The sequence below is a fragment of the Pseudomonas sp. OF001 genome, assembly GCF_904426495.1.
In the GTDB taxonomy this organism is placed as follows: Bacteria; Pseudomonadota; Gammaproteobacteria; order Pseudomonadales; family Pseudomonadaceae; genus Geopseudomonas.
This window is the reverse complement of sequence record NZ_CAJGBM010000034.1, coordinates 136,937-157,120: the sequence shown is the minus strand read 5'-3', so window position 1 is coordinate 157,120 and position 20,184 is coordinate 136,937. Positions and strand designations below refer to the sequence as shown.

Below are 20,184 nucleotides of genomic sequence, written 5' to 3'. Positions count from 1 at the left end.
CCGGTGATCCGCCATGAATGCACCTGCGTCCGCACCTGCGTCCGCACCTGTCCGCTACCGCCTGCTCGCCGACCAGCTGGCCGAGGCCATCGACCGCGGCAGCCTGCCGGCCGGCGCCCGCCTGCCGTCGGTGCGCGCCTGCGCGGCGCAGCACGAGCTGAGCCTCAACACCGTCACCGCCGCCTACCGCCTGCTCGAGGACCGCGGCCTGATCGAGGCGCGCCCGCAGTCGGGCTACTACGTGCGCAGCAGCCTGCCGCCGCTGCAGCGGCCGCTGCGCGAGCAGCCGGCCGGGGTGCGCAAGGCCGGCGAGATCGAGGACCTGATGGCGGTGGTGCTGCAGTGCCAGCAGCGCGCCGACCACGTCGACCTGGCGCTGGCCTGCCCGCGCGGCGAGGCGTTCTATCCCGGCGCCAAGCTGGCGCGGCTGACCGCCGGCCTGCTGCGTCGCCAGCCGCAGCTGGTGGCGCGCTACGCGCTGCCGCCCGGCTCGCAGCGCCTGCGCGAGCAGATTGCCCGGCGCGCCGCGCTGCTGGGCATGACCCTGGCCGCCGACGACATCGTGCTCACCCACGGCGCCATGGAGGCGCTGCAGCTGGCGCTGCGCGCGGTGACCCGCGCCGGCGACACGGTGGGCATCGAGGCGCCGAGCTACTTCAACCTCTATCCGCTCTTGGCCAGCCTTGGCCTCAAGGTGCTGGAGATCCCCACCCATCCGCAGCACGGCCTGGCCCTGGACGCCCTCGAGCTGCTGCTGGAGGAGAAGCGCCTGGCGGCGATCATCGCCATGCCCACGGTGCACAATCCGCTGGGCTGCAGCATGCCGGTGGCCGCCAAGCAGCGCCTGGCCGAGCTGGCCAACCGCCACCGGGTGCCGCTGATCGAGGATGCCCTGTACGCCGAACTGCAGTTCGCCGAGCCGCTGCAGCCGACGGTCAAGGCCTTCGACCGCGACGGCTGGGTGATGACCTGCGCCAGCTACACCAAGACCCTGGCGCCGGACTACCGCATCGGCTGGCTGGAGGCGGGGCGCTTCCGCGATGCGGTGCGCCAGCTGAAGTTCAGCTCCAGCGTCGCCGAGTCGGTGCTGCTGGCCGAGACGGTCGGCCTGTTCCTCGAGAACGGCGGCTACGACCACCATCTGCGCGTCCTGCGCCGGCGCTATGCGGCGCAGGTGGATGCGGTGCGCGGGATCGTCGCCCGCCACTTCCCGGCCGGCACCCGCGCCACCCAGCCGGTCGGCGGCTTCCTGCTGTGGCTGGAGCTGCCGGAGACGGTGGACAGCCTGGAGCTGTTCCACGCCGCGCTGGCCGAGCGCATCGTCATCATCCCCGGCCAGCTGTACTCCAACGGCGCGCGCTTCCGTCACTGCCTGCGCCTGTCCTGCTGCCAGGAGCTGGACGAGCGGGTCACCGGCGCGCTGCGCCGCCTCGGCGAGCTGGCCACGGCGCTGGCCGCCGGAGCGTCCGCGCCCTGAGGTGCGGATGCTCCGGCCGCTGCGCGCGCAGGCTCAGAGGCTGCCCTCGATGTCGCTGCACACGCTGCTCATGCGCAGGTATTCGATGATCTGCAACTGGCCGGCGGAGTCCTCGTAGGTCATCCGCGCCGGCACCACGCGGCAGGTGCCGTACAGCTCGTAGGGTTCGACGATCTCCACCACCCGGGCGATGTCCAGGCGCATGCCGTAGGCATAGGATTCGGCCGGCGGTTCGGCCGCCAGCGCCAGGCTCGAGCAGGCCAGCAGGGGCAGCAGGCAGTATTTGATGTTCATGGGGTACCTCAGCGATTCCGACAGGACATTTCCCTACTCGGGCGAGCCGACGGTTCCGTGCGGCCTACAGCGTCACGCCACGGACAAATTCTAGCCAGCTTCCGGGCGCGTAAAGGCCGCGGGGGCTGCCCGCGGCCAATCGTTAGGAAGTAGCGGCGCGGGCGCTGATCGCCGGCGCTTCTGTGCGTCCGGCGCCCGGCGCCGCGGCTAGCCCTGGGCCGGCGGGCGCGAGCGCGCGGCCCTGGGGGCGCCGTCGGGGGTGCCGAAGCGGCAGCGCGCCACCTCGTTGTCCAGCACGTTGCTGCCGGGGCGCAGGCAGTGGCGGAGTTCGCGGGGGGCGACGGTCTTGGCCGGCGGCTGGGCGGCCGCGGCCTGCGGTGCGCCGTCGGGAGTGCCGAAGCGGCAGCGCGCCACCGCATTGTCGAGCGTGTGGCTGCCGCGCGGCAGGCACTCGGTCAGCTCCCGGGGCGTCGCCGGCCTGGCCGCCGGGGCAGGCTGCGGCTGCGCGGCCGGCGCGGGTTCCGGTGGCGGCGGTTCCGGCGCCGGACTGATCTCCACCAGCGGCGGCGCGGGCTGGGCCGGCGGCGGGGGCGGGGTGGGCCGCTGGGGATTCAGCACCAGCGCGAGGGCCAGGCCGAGGCCGAGCAGCAGGATGGGCACGACGATCAGCTGGCGGCCGGCCTGGGCCGGGCGCGGACGTGCAGTCAGGCGGCTCATGGCCGTCTCCCGGTGCACGGATGGGGACGGCGGGGGCGGGCCAGCCGGGCTGGCCGCAGGGGTGGGAAGTACATGGCAACCTCGGGAGCCGAGAGGATTTCTCCTTACCGGGCCCAGCCGACGCTCCGCTGTACCGCCCAAGGCGCGCTGCCTCGCTGCAAGTCTAGCCAGTCTGCGCCGGCGGGCGCGGCCGGCGGTCCGATGCGGGCGGGCCGTCAGGCCGCCTGGCTGACGCCCGGGAAGCGCGCGCGGAACGCCTCGGGCATCGCCACCACCTTGCTGGCGCGGTAGTCGAAGAACACGAAGCCGTTCTTGGCCAGCGCGATCAGCGCGCCGTCGTCCGGGCGGCTGACCCGGTAGGTGATGTCGCCGCCGTACTTGTTGAAGTCCATCACGCCGACCTCGAACAGCAGCTCGTCGCGGGCGAAGGCCTCGGCCCTGTACAGGGTGGCGAGGTCGGTGACCACGATGCCCAGGCCGTCCTCGTCGCCGGCGTCGTCGATGCCCTCGGCGAACAGGAAGCGCGAGCGCGCCTCGGAGAGCATGGACACCAGCGCGTCGTTGCCGAGGTGCTGGCCGGCGTTGATGTCGGTGCTGCGCACGGTCATGCGCGTGGAGAAGCGGAAGCCGTCTTCGGGCAGGTCGAGTTGCAGGCGGGCCATGGGCGATCCCTGGTCATGGTGTGGGGGATGCCTAGAGTCTAAGCGGCCGAGGCGCCAGGAGCGAGCTGCGGCACCCGCTGCCGGCAGCACCTCGAGGCGCGCGAAGGTGAGGATCATCAGCATCTCCACCGGCCACCGTCCTGGCCATGACCGGGTGGTGCGCAGCGACGCTTGGCTGTCCGGCTGCCACCGGGCCACGGCCGCGCTTGCCGGAGGATCGGCAAGCCCCGGCAAGGCGCCCGGCCGCTCACTCTGCCGCCACGCTGCGCCGCCAGGTTGCCGGCGGCACGCCGACCAGGCGCTTGAAGGCGCGCGAGAAGGCGGCCTCCGACTCGTAGCCGACTTCCTGGGCGATGGTGGCGACGGTGCGGTTGCTCTCGCGCAGCAGGCGCGCGGCGAGCTGGATGCGCCACTGGGCGAGGTAGTGCATCGGCGGCTGGGCGAGGAACTGCAGGAAGCGTTCGTGCAGCGCCGAGCGCGACAGGCCGGCCTCGCGGGCCAGCTCGTCCATGCTCCACGCCCGCTGCGGCGCCTCGTGCAGCAGGGCCAGGGCGCGGCCGACGTGGCGGTCGCGCAGCCCGGCCAGCCAGCCGGTGGCGTCCGCGGGCAGGCTGTCCAGATAGCGCCGCGCGGTGTCGACGAACATCATCTCCGCCAGCCGTTCCAGCACCGCCTCGGCGCCGGGGCCGGGTGCGTCCGACTCGTGCGCCGCCTGGTCGATGACCCGGGCGATCCAGTCGCCGGCGCGCGCCGCCGGCAGGTGCAGGAGGCGCGGCAGGGCGGCGATCAGCGGGTTGAAGGGGCGCAGGTCGCAGCCGAGGAAGCCGCACACCAGCACGCTGTCGGCCTCCTCGAGCGGCGCGCTGGCGCCCGGCTCGCGCACGCCGCTGTGGAAGGCGACCGGGATGGGCTTGGGCTGGTGGCGGGTGGCGAACACCCACTCGACGCCGATGCGCTGCGGCGCGAGGCCCGGCGCGCTGGACAGCACGTGGGCGTCGCCGTGGGGGAACATCACGATGTCGCCGCTCTCCAGGCGTACCGGCGGCAGGCCGCTGACCGCCGCCCAGCCGCTGCCGCGGGCGACCATGTGGAACTCCATGACGTGCTCGGCGCCGGGCAGCACCGCCGCGGCGATCTCCCGCGCCGCGCAGGCGCACGCTGCGCAGCAGATCCGACAGCGGGTCTCCACTCATGGCCTGGCTCCGTGCCGGCGGCGCCGGCGCAGGGGGGCGGACCTCGCCCGCGTCCATCGCGGACGCACGGACAAGTTTCCCGGATTTCCAGTGAAGCACCGATTGCCCCGCGGCGGAACAATGGGCTCGTCGGGATATCCCGTCCTGTACGCAGAGGAGACCGTCCATGACCACCCCCGCCCACAGCTGCCCGGCCCCGGCCGCCAGCGCCACGCCGCAACCCGACCTCGTCGCGATCAAGGCGCGCCAGCAGGCCACCTGGGCCAGCGGCGACTTCGCGGTGATCGGCACCACCCTGCAGATCGTCGGCGAGTCGCTGGCCGAGGCCGTCGACCTGCGCGCCGGCGAGCGCGTGCTCGACGTCGCTGCCGGCAACGGCAACGCCACCCTGGCCGCGGCGCGCCGCTTCGCCCGGGTGACCTCCACCGACTACGTGGCGCACCTGCTCGACAAGGGCGCCGCGCGCGCCAGCGCCGAGGGCCTGGCGGTCGACTTCCAGGTCGCCGACGCCGAGGCGCTGCCGTTCGCCGACGCCAGCTTCGACGTCGCGCTGTCCACCTTCGGCGTGATGTTCGCCCCCGACCAGCCGCGCGCCGCCGCCGAGCTGCTGCGCGTGGTGCGCCCGGGCGGGCGCATCGGCCTGGCCAACTGGACGCCGGAGGGCTTCATCGGCGAGCTGTTCCGGGTGATCGGCGCCCACCTGCCGCCGCCGGCCGGCCTGCGCTCGCCGCTGCGCTGGGGCGACGAGGCCGGTCTGGTCGAGCTGTTCGGCCCGCAGGCCGCCGACATCCGCTGCACGCGCCGGCTGTTCAACTTCCGCTACCTGTCGGCGGCGCACTGGATCGAGGTGTTCCGCCGCTACTACGGCCCGACCCACAAGGCCTTCGCCGCCCTCGACGCCGCCGGGCAGGCGGCGCTGCACGCCGACCTCGAGAAGATGCTGGCAGCGCGCAACGTCGGCGGCGCCGACTCGCTGGTGGTGCCGGGGGAATATCTGGAGGTGGTGATCACCCGCAGGTAGGGCGAAGCGGGGACGGCTCAGCCGCCCCGTCTACCAGCGCCGGTCGCTGTAGTAGTAGTGGTCGCGGTGATGGCGACGGTAGTGGTCGTGCCGATGGGCATGGCGGTGGCGCTCGTGGCGGTAGCGGGGCGCCGGGCGGTAGACCGGTGCGGGCCGGTAGTAGCGGTCGCGGTAGGCCGGGCGCGGCTCGTGGTAGTACGCCGGCGCGCGCCGGACTTCGTCGTAGCGGTCGTAGCGGTAGTGGTCGTCACGGTCGGAGGCCCGGGCCGGCGCCTGGATGAGCAGCGCCAGGCCGGCGAGCAGGGCGGTGACGAGGACAAGACGCGAAAGCATGAACGGGGCTCCTGTGGCGCCGGCAGATCCGGCCTCCCACTAGGACCGCCGCGCGCGGATGGCTCAATCCGGGGCTGTAAGACTTTGTGTCGGCGCGGCCGTGCGCCTGCTCCCGGGGCTGCAGTCGAGCAGCAGCTGCTCGTCGGCGGCCAGGCGCGCCGGCAGGCGCTCGCGCAGGAATTCCACCCAGGTGCGGATCTTGGCGTCCAGGTACTGGCGCGACGGATAGAGCGCATAGACCCCCAGCGGATACAGGGTGTGCCCGGGCAGCACGCGCACCAGGCTGCCGTCCTGCAGGCTGCGCAGCGCCGAGTACACCGGCAGCGCGCCGATGCCCATGCCGGCGCGCAGCGCCACGGTCATGGCCTCGACGGTGTTGACCTGGAAGTGGCTGCGGCCGACGGTGACCAGCTCCTGGCCGTCGGGGCCGTCGAGCAGCCACTTGTCGAGGCTCATCACCGGGTAGACCAGGCGCAGGCAGCGGTGGCGCTGCAGGTCGGCGGGCTGCGCGGGCACGCCGTGCCGGGCCAGGTAGTCGGGTGCGGCGCACAGCACGCTGTAGATGGTGCCCAGCTGCTTGGAGATCAGCCCCGAGTCGGGCAGTTCGCGCGCGGTGATCACCGAGACGTCGTAGCCCTCGTCGAGGATGTCGGGGGTGCGGTTGTTGAGGGTCAGGTCGAAGCTGACCTCGGGGAACTGCTCGCTGTAGGCGGCCGCCGCCGGGATCAGGTAGTGCTGGCCGATGCCCGGCATGGCGTGCAGGCGGAGGTTGCCGGCCGGCAGCGCATGGGCGTCGCCGGCCTCGGCCTCGGCCTCGGCGATCTCGCCGAGGATCTGCTGGCAGCGGCGCAGGTAGCGCTGGCCGGCCTCGGTGAGGGCGATGCGCCGCGTGGTGCGGTGCAGCAGGCGGGTGCGCAGGTGGGTTTCCAGGGCGGCGACCGCGCGCGACACGTAGGAGGTGGTCAGGTCCAGGCGTGCAGCGGCGGCGGTGAAGCTGCCGGTTTCCGCCACGCAGACGAAGGCACGCATGTTGAAGAGGATGTCCATCGGGCTCCAGTGGGGCAGGCAACGGGCTGGGATCCCGGCAGTTCCTGGGTGGGGGCGCGTCCTGCGAAAACCGGAGTCCTCGGCGGGTAGACAGCGATTGTGTCACAAAGTTTGTCAGCCGATTATGAACCAACAGGACACAATCCATCACCTATCCGGGCGCTTATCCTGCTCCGGGCCGGCTCTTAGAATCGCCGCTCCTTCCGGCTCCCCGCCTCCTTCCAGGATCCGTCGCAGTGCCCGCCATCGTTCGGCCCGGTCCACTTCTCGTCAGTCTGCTGGTTACCATCATTTCCTCGCTCCCCGGCTGCATTCCCAGCGGCGACCTGGTTCCGCAGGCCGAGCTGGCCGACGACGCGGCGCTGCCCGCCGGCGCGGCGATCCGCCATGCCGCGCGCGAGGCCGGCTGGCCGCAGGCGCAGTGGTGGCGCGCCTACGGCGACGCGCAGCTGGACGCCTGGGTCGAGCGCGCGCAGGCCGGCAGTCCCGACCTGGCGATGGCCGCCGCACGCCTGCGCCAGGCCGAGGCGCTGGCCGGCGTCGCGGCGGCCGCGCAGGCGCCGCAGGTCGGCCTGGATGCCGCCATGCAGCGCAAGCGCTGGCCGACCGACAACTTCTACGGCCCCGGCCCGCTGGCGGACACCAGCACCTGGAACAACACCGCCGCCTTCGCCCTGAGCTACGACCTCGACCTCTGGGGCCGCCTGCGCAGCCAGCGCGAGCAGGCGCTGAGCCGGGCGCGGCTCGCCGCCACCGAGCAGCGCGCCGCCGCGCTGGCGCTGCAGGGCAGCGTGGTGCACGCCTACATCCGCCTGGCCCGCCAGCATGCCGAGCTGGACATCGCCCGGGCCGAGCTGCGCCAGCGCGAGGAGCTGCTGGCGCTGGCCCGCGAGCGCAAGCGCATCGGCCTGGGCACCGAGCAGGAGATCGCCGAGGCCGAGGCGCCGCTGCCGGAGGCGCACCGCCAGCTCGACCTGACGCACGAGGCCATCGCCCTCAGCCGCCACCAGCTGGCCGCCCTGGCCGGCGCCGGGCCGGCTGCCGCCGCCGAGCTCGAGCGCCCGCGCCTGGCCCTGCACGCGGCGGCGCAGCTGCCCAGCGCGCTGCCGCTGGAGCTGCTCGGCCGGCGCCCCGACGTGGTCGCCAGCCGCTGGCAGGTGGCGGCGGCGGCGCGCGGCATCGAGGTGGCCAGGGCCGACTTCTATCCCAACGTCGACCTGCTCGGCAGCTTCGGCCGCGCCGCCACCCAGGGCGGCGCGCTGGATTTCCTGCGCCACGACAAGCTGAGCTGGGGACTCGGCCCGGCGCTCAGCCTGCCGATCTTCGACGGCGGCGCACGGCGCGGCCGGCTCGGCGCCGAGACGGCCGGCTACGACCTCGCCGTCGAGCAGTACAACCGCACCCTGGTGCAGGCGCTCAAGGGCGTCGCCGACCTGCTGGTGCGCCTGCACTCGCTGCACGAGCAGGAAGGCTTCGTCGCCCACGGCCTGGCCACCGCCGAGCGGCGCGTCGAGCTGGCGCGCGAGGCCCACCAGCGCGGGCTGAGCGATGCCCGCGAGGCGCTGGCCGCGCAGGGCGGGGTGTTCGCCCAGCGGCGCCTGCAGCAGCAGGTGCTGGCCGAGCGGCTGGCCGCCCAGGCCGAGCTGTGGGTGGCGCTCGGCGGCGGCGTGCTGGAGGCCGGCAGCGCGCCGGCGGACGAGCGCCTGCAGCCGCGCGCGGTGCGCCTGCAGCTGCCGGGGCGGCGCTGAGGTGCCCGGCATGAACGGCCCGGCCACGCCCGCACTGCCCGGCGCCCTGCGCCGCGGCTTCGACGAGTGGCTGCAGGACGAGTGGCCGGTCTGGGCGTTCGTCTTCAAGGCCCTGCTCAGCGCCTTCCTCGCCCTGTGGCTGGCCTACCGGCTGGAGCTGCCGCAGCCGAGCACGGTGCTGGCCACGGTGTTCATCGTCATGCAGCCGGAAAGCGGCCAGGTGCTGGCCAAGAGCTTCTACCGGATCATCGGCACCCTGCTCGGGCTGACGGTGATGATCCCGCTGCTCGCCCTGTTCGCCCAGGAGCGCGTGCTGTTCCTGCTCTGCCTGGCGCTGTGGATCGGCCTGTGCACGGTCGGCGCGGCGCGCTACCGCGACTTCCGCGGCTATGCCTGTGTGCTGGCCGGCTACACCGCGGCGCTGATCGGCCTGCCGGCCATCGCCGATCCGCAGGGGGCGTTCATGCAGGCGCTGTGGCGGGTGCTGGAGATCAGCCTGGGCATTCTCTGCTCGGGGCTGATCAGCGCGCTGCTGCTGCCGCAGAACAGCAGCGCCAGCCTGCGCCGCCTGCTGGCCACGCGCTTTCGCGACTTCGCCGCCTTCGCCGCCGCCGGCCTGCACGGCCAGCCCGACACCGCGCGCCTGGAGCAGCTCAACGCGCGCTTCGCCGGCGAGGCGGTGCTGCTCGACAACCTGCGCAACGCCAGCGCCTTCGAGGACCCGCACATGCGCCTGCGCAGTGGCCGGCTGGGACGCCTCAACCATGAGTTCATGGTGCTCTCGACCCGTTTCCACGGTCTGCACCAGCTGCTGCAGCGCCTGCAGGGCGAGGCCGGCGCGCAGGTGCGCACGGCGCTGGCGCCCTGCCTGGCCGAGGTCGGCGCGGTGCTGGCGCCGCTCGGCCAGCACCTGTGCAGCGAGGCCGACGCGGCGGTGCTGGCCGCGCGCCTGGAAGGCAGCCGGCGGGCGCTGATGCAGCGGATCCGCGATGCGCGCGCCGCGCTGCTGGCGCAGGCTCCCGACGAGCAGCAGCTGCTCGACTTCAACACCGCCGCCGAGCAGCTCTACCGCTTCAGCGGCGACCTGCACGACTACGCGCTGACCCACGCCTCGCTGCTCGAGCACCACCACGCCCGCGAGCAGTGGCGGGACAGCTTCACCCCGCGCGCCAACGGCATGGCCGCGGCGGTGGCGGGGATGCGCTGCGCGCTGCTGATCCTCGGCCTCGGCGCCTTCTGGATCGCCAGCGCCTGGCCGAGCGGCGGCACCTTCGTGCTCACCGCGGCGATGGTCTCGGCGCTGGTCAGCACCGCGCCCAATCCGCGGCGCCTGGCCTGGCAGCTGCTGGTCGGCGCCGCGGGCAGCGCCGTGCTCGGCGGCCTGCTGCAGTTCCGGGTGCTGCCCTGGCTGGACGGCTTCGCCCTGCTGTGCAGCGCGCTGGCGCCGGTGTTCGCCCTCGGCGCCTGGCTGCTGGCGCGCCGCCAGAGCATGGGCTACGGCGCCGGCCTGCTGCTGTGGTTCTGCATCGTCGCCCTGCCGGCCAACCTGCCCTCCTACGACTTCAACCGGCTGCTCAACGAATACCTCGCCGCCCTGCTGGCGATGGGCGTGACCGCGCTGGCCAACGCGCTGATCCTGCCGCCGGACCGCCCCTGGCTGTGGCGGCGCCTGGAACACGACCTGCGCATGCGCGTGGTGTTCGCCGTCGGCGGCAGGCTCCGGGGGCTGGCCGCCGGCTTCGAGAGCGGCACCCGCGACCTGCTCAGTCAGGCCCACGGCCTGGCCGCCGGGCGCCCCGAGGTGCAGCGCCGCCTGCTGCGCTGGATGTTCGCCGTGCTGGAGATCGGCCACGCGGTGATCGAGCTGCGCCAGGAGCAGGCGCGTCTGCCCGGCGAACCCTGCTACGGCGAGGGCATGCCCTGGCAGGCCAGCGTGCGCGCCCTCGGCCGCGCCCTGGTACGCCTGTTCATCCAGCCCGACGAGGGCAATCGCCAGCGCGCCCTGGCGGCGGTGGAGCAGGCCATCGCCACCGTGCGGCAGACCCCGGAACGGCGCCCGCCACAGTTCGACAGCTCGCCGCTGCGCCGGGTGCTGAGCTACCTGCACTTGATCCGCAGCTCGCTGCTCGACCCCCATTCGCCGCTGGCGGCCGGGCGCCGGAGCTGAGCATGCGAACCCACCGGAAAGGCCTCTAGATGCCGCGCGAGATCGCCCTGTTCGGCGTCTACTTGCCGAACCTGACCCTGCTGTTCGTCATCACCCTGGCCGTCGGCTGGGCCATCGACCGCCTGGTGGCCTGGAGCGGGCTGTACCGCCACGCCTGGCACCCGACCCTGCTGCGCGCCAGCCTGTTCACCTGCCTGTACGGCGCCATGATGCTGTACGTCTACCAATGATTTGCCGCGAACGAGCCTGGATATGCCCTGGAAAAGAATCATCAGCGTCGTCTTCACCCTGCTGGTCTTCGCCGCCGCCGTGCTGCTGGTGCGCAGCCTCTGGCTGCACTACATGGATGCGGCCTGGACCCGTGACGGCCGGGTGCGCGCCGAGGTGATCAACATCGCTCCGGACGTCGCCGGGCTGGTGGTCGAGGTAGCGGTGCACGACAACCAGCTGGTGCGCAAGGGCGACCTGCTGCTGCGCATCGACCCCGAGCACTATCGCACCGCGCTGCGCCAGGCCGAGGCGCTGGTGGCGGCGCGGCGCGCCGAACTGGCGATGCGCGAGGACAACGCGGCGCGGCGCGCCGACATCGACGAGCGGGTGGTGTCGCGGGAGAGCCGCAGCGATGCCGGGCACCTGGCCGCGGCGGCGCGCGCCGACCTGCTGGAGGCGCAGGCCCGTCTCGACGAGGCGCGCCTGCAGCTGGCGCGCACCGAGGTGCGTGCCCCGGCGGACGGCTACATCACCAACCTCAACCTGTTCGAGGGCGACTTCGCCGAGCGCGGCGAGGCGGCGCTGGCGCTGGTCGACCGGCATTCCTTCTACGTCTACGGCTATTTCGAGGAGACCCGCCTGCCGCTGATCCGCACCGGCGACCGCGCCGAGCTGCGCCTGATGAGCGGCGAGCGGTTCAGCGGCCGGGTGGAAGGCATCGCCCGCGGCATCTACGACCGCGACAACCCGGAAAGCCGCGAGCTGACCGCCGACGTCAACCCGACCTTCAACTGGGTGCGCCTGGCCCAGCGCGTGCCGGTGCGCATCCGCCTCGACGAGCTGCCCGCGGGGCTGGAGCTGGCCGCGGGGATGACCTGCACGGTGATCGTCAGCCCGCCCAGCGGCGAGCCGCGGGCGGTGCCCGACCGCTGGTGAGGGGGAGGAGGGCTCAGAACCTGAAGGTGTAGCTGGTGATCAGGCGCAGCTCGTCGTAGTCCTTGGCGAAGCTGGTGCGCACCGTGGAGTTGCGCAGCTGCACCGACAGGTCGCGCAGGCGGCCGCTCTGCACGGTGTACTTGAGGTCGGTGTCGCGCTCGTATTCGCTCTCGTGCGAACTGGCGCCGCGGACGATGTCGCTGCCGCTGGTGTAGCGGGTCATGAAGGCCAGTCCGGGCAGGCCGAATCCGGCGAAGCTGTAGTCGTAGCGCAGTTGCCAGGAGCGCTCGCCGGCATTGACGAAGCCGCCGTTGGTGACCCAGTTGACCAGGGTGAGCTGCGGGGTATAGCCGCCGAGCAGCGGGTGGGCGTCGGCGCCGAGCATGCGCTGGTAGCTGGCGCTGAAGGTGTGCACGCTCCGCTGCAGGCTGACCTTCAGTCCGTAGCTGTGGTTGTCGATGCTTCCGGACAGCGCTTCGCCCGATTCGTCGTGCTGGTAATAGCGCAGCGTGGTACTCAGCAGCGTGTCGTCGGCCAGTGGCAGGCGATGTTCCAGGGAAAGATAGTGCTGGTCGTAGATGTCTTTCAGGTTGGAAAACCAGTAGCTGGTCTTCAGTCGTTCCGTCCATTGGTAGTCGGCGCCGAAGAAGTTCATTTCGTCGCTGCCCTGTGCTTCGCTGTCGCCTTCCAGATACAACTTGTCGCGGTTGCTGGATGCGCGCGTGCTCATGTTCCAGAGTTGCCCGGCGGTCAACTTTAGTCTGTCGATGTCGTTGGATTCGAGCAGTACGCCTTCGAATGTCTGCGGCAATACGCGCACGTCGTCCTGGAATGCCACCGGCAATTGCGGTTCGAGCAGACCGATCCGCAACAGGGACTTGGCATGGCGCATCTTCAGGGTGGCGCCGCCGCGGCCGAACTGGTCGGCCGGATCGAGGCTGTCGTGGTCGTAGGGCAGGCTGCCGTCGCGGCTGGTGCCGCTGCCGCCGTCCAGTTTCAGGGCGTGGAAACTGGTGGCATCGACACCGAAACCCAGGTCACCTTCGGTGAAGCCGGAGCGAAAGCGCAGATACAGGGCCTGGGCCCAGCTGCCCGTGCGGGACTGCTCGGCGCCTTCCTGGCGGTAGTCGCGGTGCAGGTAGAAGTTGCGCAGGGTGGCGTCGAGCTGGCTGTCCCTGACCAGCTCGGCGTGGGCGAAAAACGGCAATAGCAATCCGGCAAAACCGGCCAGTCTTGCAGTGTGGCTGAGTGCGGGCATCGGGGAATTTCTTCGATCAGGTGGATTCTGCACGGGGCAGCGGGACGGGTTCGGCCGCCTCTGGAGTGCGGCCGGCGGCGAATTCTGCCATGCACTCCGGAGATGTTTTTGCCGGATAGACCAAAGTCGGAATTATTGTCGATTTGGTAAAAGGTGTTTTATCCGATTGCCGGTTAAATGCCTGCGCCGTCCCGCGTAGAATTGGCGCGTCTCCCACGAGGAGACAACTTTCTATCCAGGCTAATTCCGATTGCGCAATCGCTCCGGCGATTCTCCGCAAGAGTTCCGGCCGGTCATCCCCGGCGGGAATTTCCACATTGTGCGCCCGGTACAACGGCGCCGTCTTGAACATGGTAAACAGCAGATGAAAGCGTTGGCTTTATTGCTCTTGTCGGGAATCTCGTGCGTCGCCCTGGCCGGCGAGGCTGTCGACAATGGCCCGGTGGAGAAGTACCACTACGGGATGGATCTGGATGTCGCCCGGGTGATCAGCCGTAGCGAGATTCCCGATGTGTGTGGCACCGTCCCGGTGCAGATGGTCTACGAAGACCACCAGGGCCAGCGGCATACCCTGGAATATCTGGTCATGGGCAACGGCTGCCGGGACGGCTGATTCCCTCCCTATTCGGCCTGGCTCCGGGGCCGACCGGACATGGCGCGCGGCCGGCGGATTCGCCTCGTTGCGCAGGTCGTGCGCCATCCCTTGCCTGCGCCAGGCGTTCGTCGCCCGGCGCCCGCCCCGCCATCGCGGCCCGTGGCGGGCGCCGGCGGGATCAGTCTTCCTGCTGCCAGGCGTCGATCACTTCCTGGGCGGCGCGGAAGGCGTCGATGGCCGCCGGCACGCCGGCGTACACCGCGCAGTGCAGCAGCGCCTCGCGGATCTCCTCCACCGTGCAGCCGTTGTTCAGCGCGCCGCGCACGTGGCCCTTGAGTTCCTGCGGGCATTTCAGCGCGGTGAGCGCGGCGAGGGTGATCAGGCTGCGGGTCTTGTGCGGCAGCCCCTCGCGGGTCCACACCCCGCCCCAGGCGTGGGCGTTGACGAACTCCTGCAGCGGGGCGGTGAAGTCGGTGGCGTTGCCCAGGGCGCGGTCGACGAAGGCGTCGCCCATCACCTCGCGGCGGACCCTGAGGCCCTGCTCGTGGCTGTCGGTCATCGGGGATTTCCTGAAGGAAGGGCGCCTGCGCGCAGGCGCCGGCGGGTTACTCGGGAAGGATGGTGTCGTCGTCGATTTGCAGCAGGGCGGCGCGGCAGCGCTCCTCGGCGGTGTCCAGCTCCAGCTGCATCTGGCGGATGTCGAGCAGCTGCTGCTCCAGCTGCAGGCGGCGCTCGGCGATCAGCGCCAGCATGCTGTGCAGCTGCTTCTTGTTGCCGGCCTGCGGGTCGTACAGGCCGATCAGGGTCTTGCACTCGGCCAGCGAGAAGCCGAGGCGCTTGCCGCGCAGGATCAGCTTGAGGGCCACGCGGTCCTTGGGGCTGTAGATGCGCTCCTGGCCGCGGCGCTGCGGCGTGAGCATGCCCTGCTCCTCGTAGAAGCGGATGGCCCGGGTGGTCACGTCCAGCTCCTGGGCCAGGTCGGAGATGCTGTAGGTCTGCTTCGCCATTGGGTTTTCCACATCGGTCGGCGTGCGCGCCCGACGCCGCACGGGGGCCGGGGTTGCGCTGTTCATGGGCGTTCGACGGACAAGGCTACACCTTGGCCATCGCCGATGCACCGGGTCGACTGGCCCGGATGGTGGTCGTGGTGGCTCGGCAGAGCGCTGGGGAAGACGACGTCGTGCATGTTGTTGTTCTCGTGGGCGTCGTGAATGGAGCAGGGCAGGATGGGAAACTCGCGCAGCGATTTCCCACCCTGGCGGTGGACAAGGCGGCGCCGTTGTCCACCCTTCCCGGGTTCAGCGCTGGATCGGGCAACCGGTGGCGGCCTGCAGCTCGTCGAAGCTGACGCCCTCGGCCAGCTCGACCAGCCTGAGGCCCTCTGCGGTGACGTCGAGCACGGCCAGGTCGGTGATGATGCGGTCGACCACGCCGACGCCGGTCAGCGGCAGGTCGCAGTGCTCGAGGATCTTGTGCGCGCCGCCCTTGGCGGTGTGCTCCATCAGCACCACCACGCGCTTGACCCCGGCCACCAGGTCCATCGCCCCGCCCATGCCCTTGACCATCTTGCCGGGGATCATCCAGTTGGCCAGGTCGCCCTGGGCCGACACCTGCATGGCGCCGAGGATCGACAGGTTGATGTGGCCGCCGCGGATCATCGCGAAGCTCGCCGCGCTGTCGAAGAAGCAGCTGCCGGGCAGGGTGGTGATGGTCTGCTTGCCGGCGTTGATCAGGTCGGGGTCGACCTCGTCCTCGGTGGGGAACGGGCCGATGCCGAGCAGGCCGTTCTCGCTCTGCAGCCAGACGTCCATGCCTTCGGGGATGTAGTTGGCCACCAGGGTCGGCAGGCCGATGCCGAGGTTGACGTAGAAGCCGTCCTGCAGCTCGGCGGCGGCGCGCTGCGCCATCTGTTCGCGGGTCCAGGCCATGATTCAGCTCCTTACCGTACGCTGTTCGATGCGTTTCTCGGGCGTGGCGTTGACCACGATGCGCTGCACGTAGATGCCCGGCAGGTGGATCTGGTCGGCGTCCAGCGCGCCGGTCTCGACCAGCTCCTCGACCTCGACCACGCAGACCTTGCCGGCCATCGCCGCCAGCGGGTTGAAGTTGCGCGCGGTCTTGTTGAACACCAGGTTGCCGGCCTGGTCGGCCTTCCACGCCTTGACCAGCGCGACGTCGGCGGTCAGCGAACGCTCCATGACGTACCACTCGCCGTCGAACTGGCGGGTCTCCTTGCCCTCGGCGACCAGGGTGCCGTAGCCGGTCTTGGTGAAGAACGCCGGGATGCCGGCGCCGCCGGCGCGCAGCTTCTCGGCCAGGGTGCCCTGCGGGGTGAACTCCAGCTCCAGCTCGCCGGCCAGGTACTGGCGCTCGAACTCCTTGTTCTCGCCGACGTAGGAGGAAATCATCTTCTTGATCTGCCGGGTGGCGAGCAGCTGGCCGAGGCCGAAGCCGTCGACGCCGGCGTTGTTGCTGATCGCGGTGAGGTTCTTGCGGCCGCTGTCGCGCAGGGCGGCGATCAGCGCCTCGGGGATGCCGCACAGGCCGAAGCCGCCGACGGCGATGGTCATGCCGTCCTCCACCAGCCCGTCGAGGGCGGCGTGGGCGCTGGGGTAGAGCTTGTTCATCGGGATGCCTCGCTTGTTGTTCTGTTCGTGGCGTCGGGTGTTGTGCTCCCTCTCCCGCTGGCGGGAGAGGGGGAGAAGAGCGTCAGGCGCCGCGCCGGGCGCGCGCCACCCGCGAGCCGTTGTCGCGGCCGAGCACGGCGCAGATGCGCTCGCCGGCGGCGATCAGCGCGTCGATGTCGATGCCGGTGTGGATGCCCAGGCCGTCGAGCAGGTAGAGCACGTCCTCGCTGGCGACGTTGCCGCTGGCGCCCCTGGCGTAGGGACAGCCGCCGAGGCCGGCCACCGAGCTGTCGAACACGTGGATGCCTTCCAGCAGGCTGGCATAGATGTTCGCCAGCGCCTGGCCGTAGGTGTCGTGGAAGTGCCCGGCCAGCTTGTCGCGCGGGATGTCGCGGCCGACCGTCTCGAACAGGGTGCGGGTCTTGCCGGCGGTGCCGGTGCCGATGGTGTCGCCCAAGGAGATCTCGTAGCAGCCCATCTCGAACAGCTCGCGGGCCACCGCGGCGACCTGCTGCGGGGCGACCTCGCCTTCGTAGGGGCAGCCGAGCACGCAGGACACGTAGCCGCGCACGCGGATGTCCTGCTCGCGGGCGGCGTCCATCACCGGCACGAAGCGCTGCAGGCTCTCGCTGATCGAGCAGTTGATGTTTTTCTGCGAGAAGGCCTCGCTGGCGGCGGCGAACACCGCGACCTCTTTCACCTCGGCGAGCATGGCCGCCTCGAAGCCCTGCATGTTTGGGGTCAGCGCGGCGTAGGTGACGCCGGGTTTCTGCCGGATCTGCGCGAACACTTCGGCGGAGCCGGCCATCTGCGGCACCCACTTGGGCGATACGAAGCTGCCGACCTCGACGTATTCGACGCCGGCGGCGCTCAGGTCGTCGACCAGACGCACCTTGTCGGCGACGCTGATCGGCTGTTTCTCGTTCTGCAGGCCGTCGCGCGGGCCGACTTCGACCAGGCGGACGTGCTGGGGCAGGGCAATGGCGGTTGTCTTCATCTGCGGTTTCCGTGTCGATGTGCGGACTCTGTACGCGCGGTGGTCATGGCGGGCAATCGCTGCGCGAGTTGCCCACCCTACCAGTTGCGCAGCGTCTGCGAGCGTCGGGTGGACAACGGCGCAGCCTTGTCCACCAAGGCCAGGACTCAGGCCTCTTCCAGCTCCACCAGCGCGGCGCCTTCGCTGACCAGCTCGCCCTCGCTGCAGTACAGGCCCTTGACCACCCCGGCCTGCGGCGCGCGGATGCTGTGCTCCATCTTCATCGCTTCCAGCACCACCAGGGCGGTGCCGGCCTCGACGTGCTGGCCAGCCTCGACCAGCACGCGGACGATGCTGCCGTTCATCGGCGCGGTCAGCCCGCCGTGGTGGGCGTGGCTGGCCTCGGCCTCGGCGATCGGGTCGACGCGCTGCACGTCGCGCAGCTCGCTGCCCCACTGCAGGTACAGGCTGTCGCCGCGGCGGATCGCCAGGTGCTGGCGGCGCAGGCCGTCCTGCTCGACCAGCAGCTGCTCGCCGACCAGCCGCGCCTGCGGCGCGCTGCCGGCGCGCAGGCGCACCACGCGCTGGGCGTCGCCGCAGCGCAGCGCCAGGTCGGTTTCCGCCGGCAGGCCGGCGCGCCAGCCGCAGTTGCCCTGCCAGGGCGAGTGCGGATCGTCGCCGCGCACGCGCTCGGCCTCGCCCTGCACGAAGGCGCTGGCGGCCAGCTGCCAGAAGCTTTCCGGCAGCTCGCCCGGCGGCGGCAGCAGCTGCGCCTGGTGGCGCGGGATGAAGCCGGTGTCCAGCTCGGCAGCGGCGAACGCCGGGTGGGCCAGCACGCGGCGCAGGAAGGCCAGGTTGGTCCTCACCCCGCCCACCGCGGTCTCGGCGAGCATGGCCAGGAGGCGCTGGCGCGCTTCCTCGCGGTTCTCGCCCCAGGCGATCAGCTTGCCGAGCATCGGGTCGTAGAAGGGGGAGACGGTGTCGCCCTCGGCCACGCCGCTGTCGACCCGGCGGCCGGGGCCGGCGCTCGGCTCGCGGTACAGCTCCAAGGTGCCGGTGGCCGGCAGGAAGTCGTGGTCCGGATCCTCGGCGTACAGGCGCACCTCGATGGCGTGGCCGATCAGCGGCACCTGCTCCTGGCTGATCGGCAGCGGCTCGCCGCGGGCGACGCGGAGCTGCCAGGCGACCAGGTCGAGGCCGGTGATCGCCTCGGTGACCGGGTGTTCTACTTGGAGCCTGGTATTCATCTCCATGAAGAAGAACTCGCCGCGCGCATCCAGCAGGAACTCCACGGTGCCGGCGCCGACGTAGCCGATGGCCTGGGCCGCCTTGACCGCCGCCTCGCCCATGGCGCGGCGCAGCGCCGGCGACAGGCCCGGGGCCGGGGCTTCCTCGACCACCTTCTGGTGGCGGCGCTGGATCGAGCAGTCGCGCTCGTTGAGGTACAGGCAGTTGCCGTGCTGGTCGGCGAACACCTGGATCTCCACGTGGCGCGGCTTGAGCACGTACTTTTCCACCAGCATGCGCGAGTCGCCGAAGGCGGCCTGCGCCTCGCGCTGGGCGGAGGCCAGCGCCTCGGCCAGCTCGCTCTCGCGCTCGACCACCTTCATGCCCTTGCCGCCGCCGCCGGCGGCGGCCTTGAGCAGCACCGGGTAGCCGATCACCTCGGCGGCGGTGCGGAAGGTCTCGTAGTCCTGGGCCTCGCCGTGGTAGCCGGGCACCAGCGGCACGCCGGCGGTCTCCATCAGCGCCTTGGCCGCCGACTTGCTGCCCATGGCGTCGATGGCGCTGGCCGGCGGGCCGAGGAAGATCAGCCCGGCCGCCTCGATGGCGCGGGCGAAGCCGGCGTTCTCGGAGAGGAAGCCGTAGCCGGGGTGGATGGCCTGGGCGCCGCTGGCCTTGGCCGCGGCGATCAGCTTGTCGACCAGCAGGTAGCTGTCGGCCGGCTTGGCGCCGCCGAGGTCGACGCGGATGTCGGCCTCGCGGGCGTGGCGGGCGTTGGCGTCGATGGCGCTGTGCACGGCCACGGTGGTCAGGCCCAGGGCCTTGGCGGTGCGCATCACCCGGCAGGCGATCTCGCCGCGGTTGGCCACCAGCAGGGTGTCGATGTGTCGGGTCATGCGTGCTTCTCCTGCCAGGCGGGACTGCGTTTCTCGAGGAAGGCGCGCAGGCCCTCCTGGCCCTCGGCGCTGACGCGCAGGCGGGCGATGGCGCTTTCGGTGTGGCGGCGCAGGGCCGGCGACAGCTCGGCGCTGCCGACCTCGCCGAGCAGGTCCTTGGTCGCCTTCATCGCCTGCGGGCTGTTCAGCTGCAGGTCGGCGATCCAGCGCTCCAGCGCGGCGTCCAGCTCGGCGGCCGGGTAGGTTTCTGCGAGCAGGCCCAGTTCGCGGGCGCGGGGGCCATTGAAGCGCTCGGCGGACAGCGCGTAGCGGCGCGCGGCGCGCTCGCCGATGGCCTTGACCACGAACGGGCTGATCACTGCCGGGGCCAGGCCGATGCGCACCTCGGACAGCGAGAACAGCGCGTCCTCGGCGCCGATGGCGATGTCGCAGCAGGCGGCCAGGCCCACCGCGCCGCCGAAGGCCGCGCCCTGCACCACGGCCAGGGTCGGCAGGGGCAGGTGGTAGAGGTTGTACATCAGCTCGCCCAGCTCGTGGGCGTCCGTCAGGTTGGCGGCGTAGTCCAGCTCGGCGGCCTCGCGCATCCAGGCGAGATCGGCGCCGGCGGAAAAGTGCTTGCCGCGCCCGCGCAGGATCAGGAAGCGCAGTTCGGGGTGGTCCTTGACCCGGTCGAGGGCGTCGATCAGCTCGCGGATCATGGTGGCGTTGAAGGCGTTGTTCTTGTCGGCGCGGTCCAGCCACAGGGTGGCGAAGCCGCGCGGATCGAAGTCGAGCTGGATGGTCTGGAAGTCGCTCATCTCGGG

Annotated in this window: 21 protein-coding genes; 7 read left to right on the top strand and 14 right to left on the bottom strand. The window is 71.5% G+C overall.

Translation table 11 applies throughout. The features are described from left to right. The first annotated feature begins 13 nt into the window (after positions 1–13). Positions 14–1,477 (top strand): aminotransferase-like domain-containing protein, encoded by a 1,464-nt coding sequence (locus tag RA210_RS16760; RefSeq protein ID WP_201487349.1) that lies wholly within the window; start codon positions 14–16, stop codon positions 1,475–1,477. A gap of 33 nt (positions 1,478–1,510) precedes the next feature. On the opposite strand, the gene RA210_RS16755 is transcribed toward RA210_RS16760, so the two are convergent. The 4 genes from RA210_RS16755 to RA210_RS16740 all read right to left on the bottom strand — a co-directional run bounded on the left by RA210_RS16755 (position 1,511) and on the right by RA210_RS16740 (position 4,339). After that, positions 1,511–1,771 (bottom strand): DUF2790 domain-containing protein, encoded by a 261-nt coding sequence (locus tag RA210_RS16755; RefSeq protein WP_236574788.1) that lies wholly within the window; start codon positions 1,769–1,771, stop codon positions 1,511–1,513. A 207-nt stretch (positions 1,772–1,978) separates the two neighbouring features. Then, positions 1,979–2,488: a hypothetical protein gene (locus RA210_RS16750; protein ID WP_201487348.1), complete on the bottom strand. Its 510-nt coding sequence runs from the start codon at positions 2,486–2,488 to the stop codon at positions 1,979–1,981. A 215-nt stretch (positions 2,489–2,703) separates the two neighbouring features. Further along, positions 2,704–3,150: an acyl-CoA thioesterase gene (locus RA210_RS16745; RefSeq protein WP_136491743.1), complete on the bottom strand. Its 447-nt coding sequence runs from the start codon at positions 3,148–3,150 to the stop codon at positions 2,704–2,706. A 247-nt stretch (positions 3,151–3,397) separates the two neighbouring features. After that, complete coding sequence (locus tag RA210_RS16740) at positions 3,398–4,339, bottom strand: AraC family transcriptional regulator (protein ID WP_201487347.1); 942 nt, start codon at positions 4,337–4,339, stop codon at positions 3,398–3,400. 170 nt (positions 4,340–4,509) lie between these two features. Here RA210_RS16740 and RA210_RS16735 point away from each other — a divergent pair, with 170 nt between their 5' ends. After that, a complete protein-coding gene (locus tag RA210_RS16735; RefSeq protein WP_201487346.1) occupies positions 4,510–5,364 on the top strand; it encodes a class I SAM-dependent methyltransferase in 855 nt (284 codons plus the stop codon). A 30-nt stretch (positions 5,365–5,394) separates the two neighbouring features. Here RA210_RS16735 and RA210_RS16730 read toward each other — a convergent pair whose 3' ends face one another. Then, the gene (locus RA210_RS16730) at positions 5,395–5,697 is read right to left on the bottom strand and encodes a hypothetical protein (RefSeq protein WP_201487345.1); all 303 of its coding nucleotides are present in this window, start codon (positions 5,695–5,697) and stop codon (positions 5,395–5,397) included. A 63-nt stretch (positions 5,698–5,760) separates the two neighbouring features. Continuing rightward, positions 5,761–6,744, bottom strand: a complete 984-nt coding sequence (locus tag RA210_RS16725; RefSeq protein ID WP_201487344.1) for a LysR family transcriptional regulator — start codon at positions 6,742–6,744, stop codon at positions 5,761–5,763. Between the two features lie 236 nt (positions 6,745–6,980). On the opposite strand from RA210_RS16725, the gene RA210_RS16720 reads away from it, so the two are divergent. Genes RA210_RS16720 through RA210_RS16705 form a run of 4 tightly spaced genes read left to right on the top strand, consistent with a single transcriptional unit; the run spans position 6,981 to position 11,805 of the window. After that, positions 6,981–8,492, top strand: coding sequence for an efflux transporter outer membrane subunit (locus tag RA210_RS16720; RefSeq protein WP_236574787.1), 1,512 nt, complete (start codon positions 6,981–6,983; stop codon positions 8,490–8,492). Positions 8,493–8,502: 10 nt separating this feature from the next. Next, the gene (locus tag RA210_RS16715; protein ID WP_201487343.1) at positions 8,503–10,659 is read left to right on the top strand and encodes an FUSC family protein; all 2,157 of its coding nucleotides are present in this window, start codon (positions 8,503–8,505) and stop codon (positions 10,657–10,659) included. Between the two features lie 29 nt (positions 10,660–10,688). Then, positions 10,689–10,889, top strand: coding sequence for a DUF1656 domain-containing protein (locus RA210_RS16710; RefSeq protein ID WP_201487342.1), 201 nt, complete (start codon positions 10,689–10,691; stop codon positions 10,887–10,889). A 22-nt stretch (positions 10,890–10,911) separates the two neighbouring features. After that, positions 10,912–11,805, top strand: coding sequence for an efflux RND transporter periplasmic adaptor subunit (locus RA210_RS16705; RefSeq protein WP_136491464.1), 894 nt, complete (start codon positions 10,912–10,914; stop codon positions 11,803–11,805). A gap of 13 nt (positions 11,806–11,818) precedes the next feature. On the opposite strand, the gene RA210_RS16700 is transcribed toward RA210_RS16705, so the two are convergent. Then, positions 11,819–13,063, bottom strand: coding sequence for an OprD family porin (locus RA210_RS16700; protein WP_201487341.1), 1,245 nt, complete (start codon positions 13,061–13,063; stop codon positions 11,819–11,821). Between the two features lie 364 nt (positions 13,064–13,427). Here RA210_RS16700 and RA210_RS16695 point away from each other — a divergent pair, with 364 nt between their 5' ends. Then, positions 13,428–13,676 carry a DUF2790 domain-containing protein gene (locus RA210_RS16695; protein ID WP_136491471.1) on the top strand — a complete coding sequence of 83 codons (249 nt, stop codon included), beginning with the start codon at positions 13,428–13,430 and terminating at the stop codon, positions 13,674–13,676. A gap of 160 nt (positions 13,677–13,836) precedes the next feature. Here RA210_RS16695 and RA210_RS16690 read toward each other — a convergent pair whose 3' ends face one another. The 7 genes from RA210_RS16690 to RA210_RS16660 form a co-directional block, all read right to left on the bottom strand. Further along, positions 13,837–14,217: a carboxymuconolactone decarboxylase family protein gene (locus tag RA210_RS16690; protein ID WP_201487340.1), complete on the bottom strand. Its 381-nt coding sequence runs from the start codon at positions 14,215–14,217 to the stop codon at positions 13,837–13,839. Between the two features lie 46 nt (positions 14,218–14,263). Beyond that, positions 14,264–14,665: a MerR family transcriptional regulator gene (locus RA210_RS16685; RefSeq protein ID WP_136491467.1), complete on the bottom strand. Its 402-nt coding sequence runs from the start codon at positions 14,663–14,665 to the stop codon at positions 14,264–14,266. Between the two features lie 291 nt (positions 14,666–14,956). Continuing rightward, positions 14,957–15,586, bottom strand: a complete 630-nt coding sequence (locus RA210_RS16680; protein ID WP_201487339.1) for a CoA transferase subunit B — start codon at positions 15,584–15,586, stop codon at positions 14,957–14,959. A gap of 3 nt (positions 15,587–15,589) precedes the next feature. Further along, positions 15,590–16,285 carry a CoA transferase subunit A gene (locus RA210_RS16675; RefSeq protein WP_201487338.1) on the bottom strand — a complete coding sequence of 232 codons (696 nt, stop codon included), beginning with the start codon at positions 16,283–16,285 and terminating at the stop codon, positions 15,590–15,592. A gap of 82 nt (positions 16,286–16,367) precedes the next feature. Next, positions 16,368–17,267 carry a hydroxymethylglutaryl-CoA lyase gene (locus tag RA210_RS16670; RefSeq protein ID WP_201487429.1) on the bottom strand — a complete coding sequence of 300 codons (900 nt, stop codon included), beginning with the start codon at positions 17,265–17,267 and terminating at the stop codon, positions 16,368–16,370. 161 nt (positions 17,268–17,428) lie between these two features. Next, positions 17,429–19,381 carry an acetyl/propionyl/methylcrotonyl-CoA carboxylase subunit alpha gene (locus RA210_RS16665; RefSeq protein ID WP_201487337.1) on the bottom strand — a complete coding sequence of 651 codons (1,953 nt, stop codon included), beginning with the start codon at positions 19,379–19,381 and terminating at the stop codon, positions 17,429–17,431. Then, positions 19,378–20,178: a gamma-carboxygeranoyl-CoA hydratase gene (locus RA210_RS16660; protein WP_201487336.1), complete on the bottom strand. Its 801-nt coding sequence runs from the start codon at positions 20,176–20,178 to the stop codon at positions 19,378–19,380. The genes RA210_RS16665 and RA210_RS16660 overlap by 4 nt, the downstream gene beginning before the upstream one ends. Between the last annotated feature and the right edge of the window lie 6 nt (positions 20,179–20,184).

What these genes read in the sequence shown, in the direction of transcription:
- RA210_RS16665 (WP_201487337.1), bottom strand. Translation starts at nt 19,381, where the DNA reads ATGACCCGACACATCGACACCCTGCTGGTGGCCAACCGCGGCGAGATC.
- RA210_RS16745 (WP_136491743.1), bottom strand. Translation starts at nt 3,150, where the DNA reads ATGGCCCGCCTGCAACTCGACCTGCCCGAAGACGGCTTCCGCTTCTCC.
- RA210_RS16710 (WP_201487342.1), top strand. Translation starts at nt 10,689, where the DNA reads ATGCCGCGCGAGATCGCCCTGTTCGGCGTCTACTTGCCGAACCTGACC.
- RA210_RS16755 (WP_236574788.1), bottom strand. Translation starts at nt 1,771, where the DNA reads ATGAACATCAAATACTGCCTGCTGCCCCTGCTGGCCTGCTCGAGCCTG.
- RA210_RS16690 (WP_201487340.1), bottom strand. Translation starts at nt 14,217, where the DNA reads ATGACCGACAGCCACGAGCAGGGCCTCAGGGTCCGCCGCGAGGTGATG.
- RA210_RS16760 (WP_201487349.1), top strand. Translation starts at nt 14, where the DNA reads ATGAATGCACCTGCGTCCGCACCTGCGTCCGCACCTGTCCGCTACCGC.
- RA210_RS16685 (WP_136491467.1), bottom strand. Translation starts at nt 14,665, where the DNA reads ATGGCGAAGCAGACCTACAGCATCTCCGACCTGGCCCAGGAGCTGGAC.
- RA210_RS16660 (WP_201487336.1), bottom strand. Translation starts at nt 20,178, where the DNA reads ATGAGCGACTTCCAGACCATCCAGCTCGACTTCGATCCGCGCGGCTTC.
- RA210_RS16725 (WP_201487344.1), bottom strand. Translation starts at nt 6,744, where the DNA reads ATGGACATCCTCTTCAACATGCGTGCCTTCGTCTGCGTGGCGGAAACC.
- RA210_RS16735 (WP_201487346.1), top strand. Translation starts at nt 4,510, where the DNA reads ATGACCACCCCCGCCCACAGCTGCCCGGCCCCGGCCGCCAGCGCCACG.
- RA210_RS16695 (WP_136491471.1), top strand. Translation starts at nt 13,428, where the DNA reads ATGAAAGCGTTGGCTTTATTGCTCTTGTCGGGAATCTCGTGCGTCGCC.
- RA210_RS16750 (WP_201487348.1), bottom strand. Translation starts at nt 2,488, where the DNA reads ATGAGCCGCCTGACTGCACGTCCGCGCCCGGCCCAGGCCGGCCGCCAG.
- RA210_RS16680 (WP_201487339.1), bottom strand. Translation starts at nt 15,586, where the DNA reads ATGGCCTGGACCCGCGAACAGATGGCGCAGCGCGCCGCCGCCGAGCTG.
- RA210_RS16705 (WP_136491464.1), top strand. Translation starts at nt 10,912, where the DNA reads ATGCCCTGGAAAAGAATCATCAGCGTCGTCTTCACCCTGCTGGTCTTC.
- RA210_RS16700 (WP_201487341.1), bottom strand. Translation starts at nt 13,063, where the DNA reads ATGCCCGCACTCAGCCACACTGCAAGACTGGCCGGTTTTGCCGGATTG.
- RA210_RS16730 (WP_201487345.1), bottom strand. Translation starts at nt 5,697, where the DNA reads ATGCTTTCGCGTCTTGTCCTCGTCACCGCCCTGCTCGCCGGCCTGGCG.
- RA210_RS16715 (WP_201487343.1), top strand. Translation starts at nt 8,503, where the DNA reads ATGAACGGCCCGGCCACGCCCGCACTGCCCGGCGCCCTGCGCCGCGGC.
- RA210_RS16675 (WP_201487338.1), bottom strand. Translation starts at nt 16,285, where the DNA reads ATGAACAAGCTCTACCCCAGCGCCCACGCCGCCCTCGACGGGCTGGTG.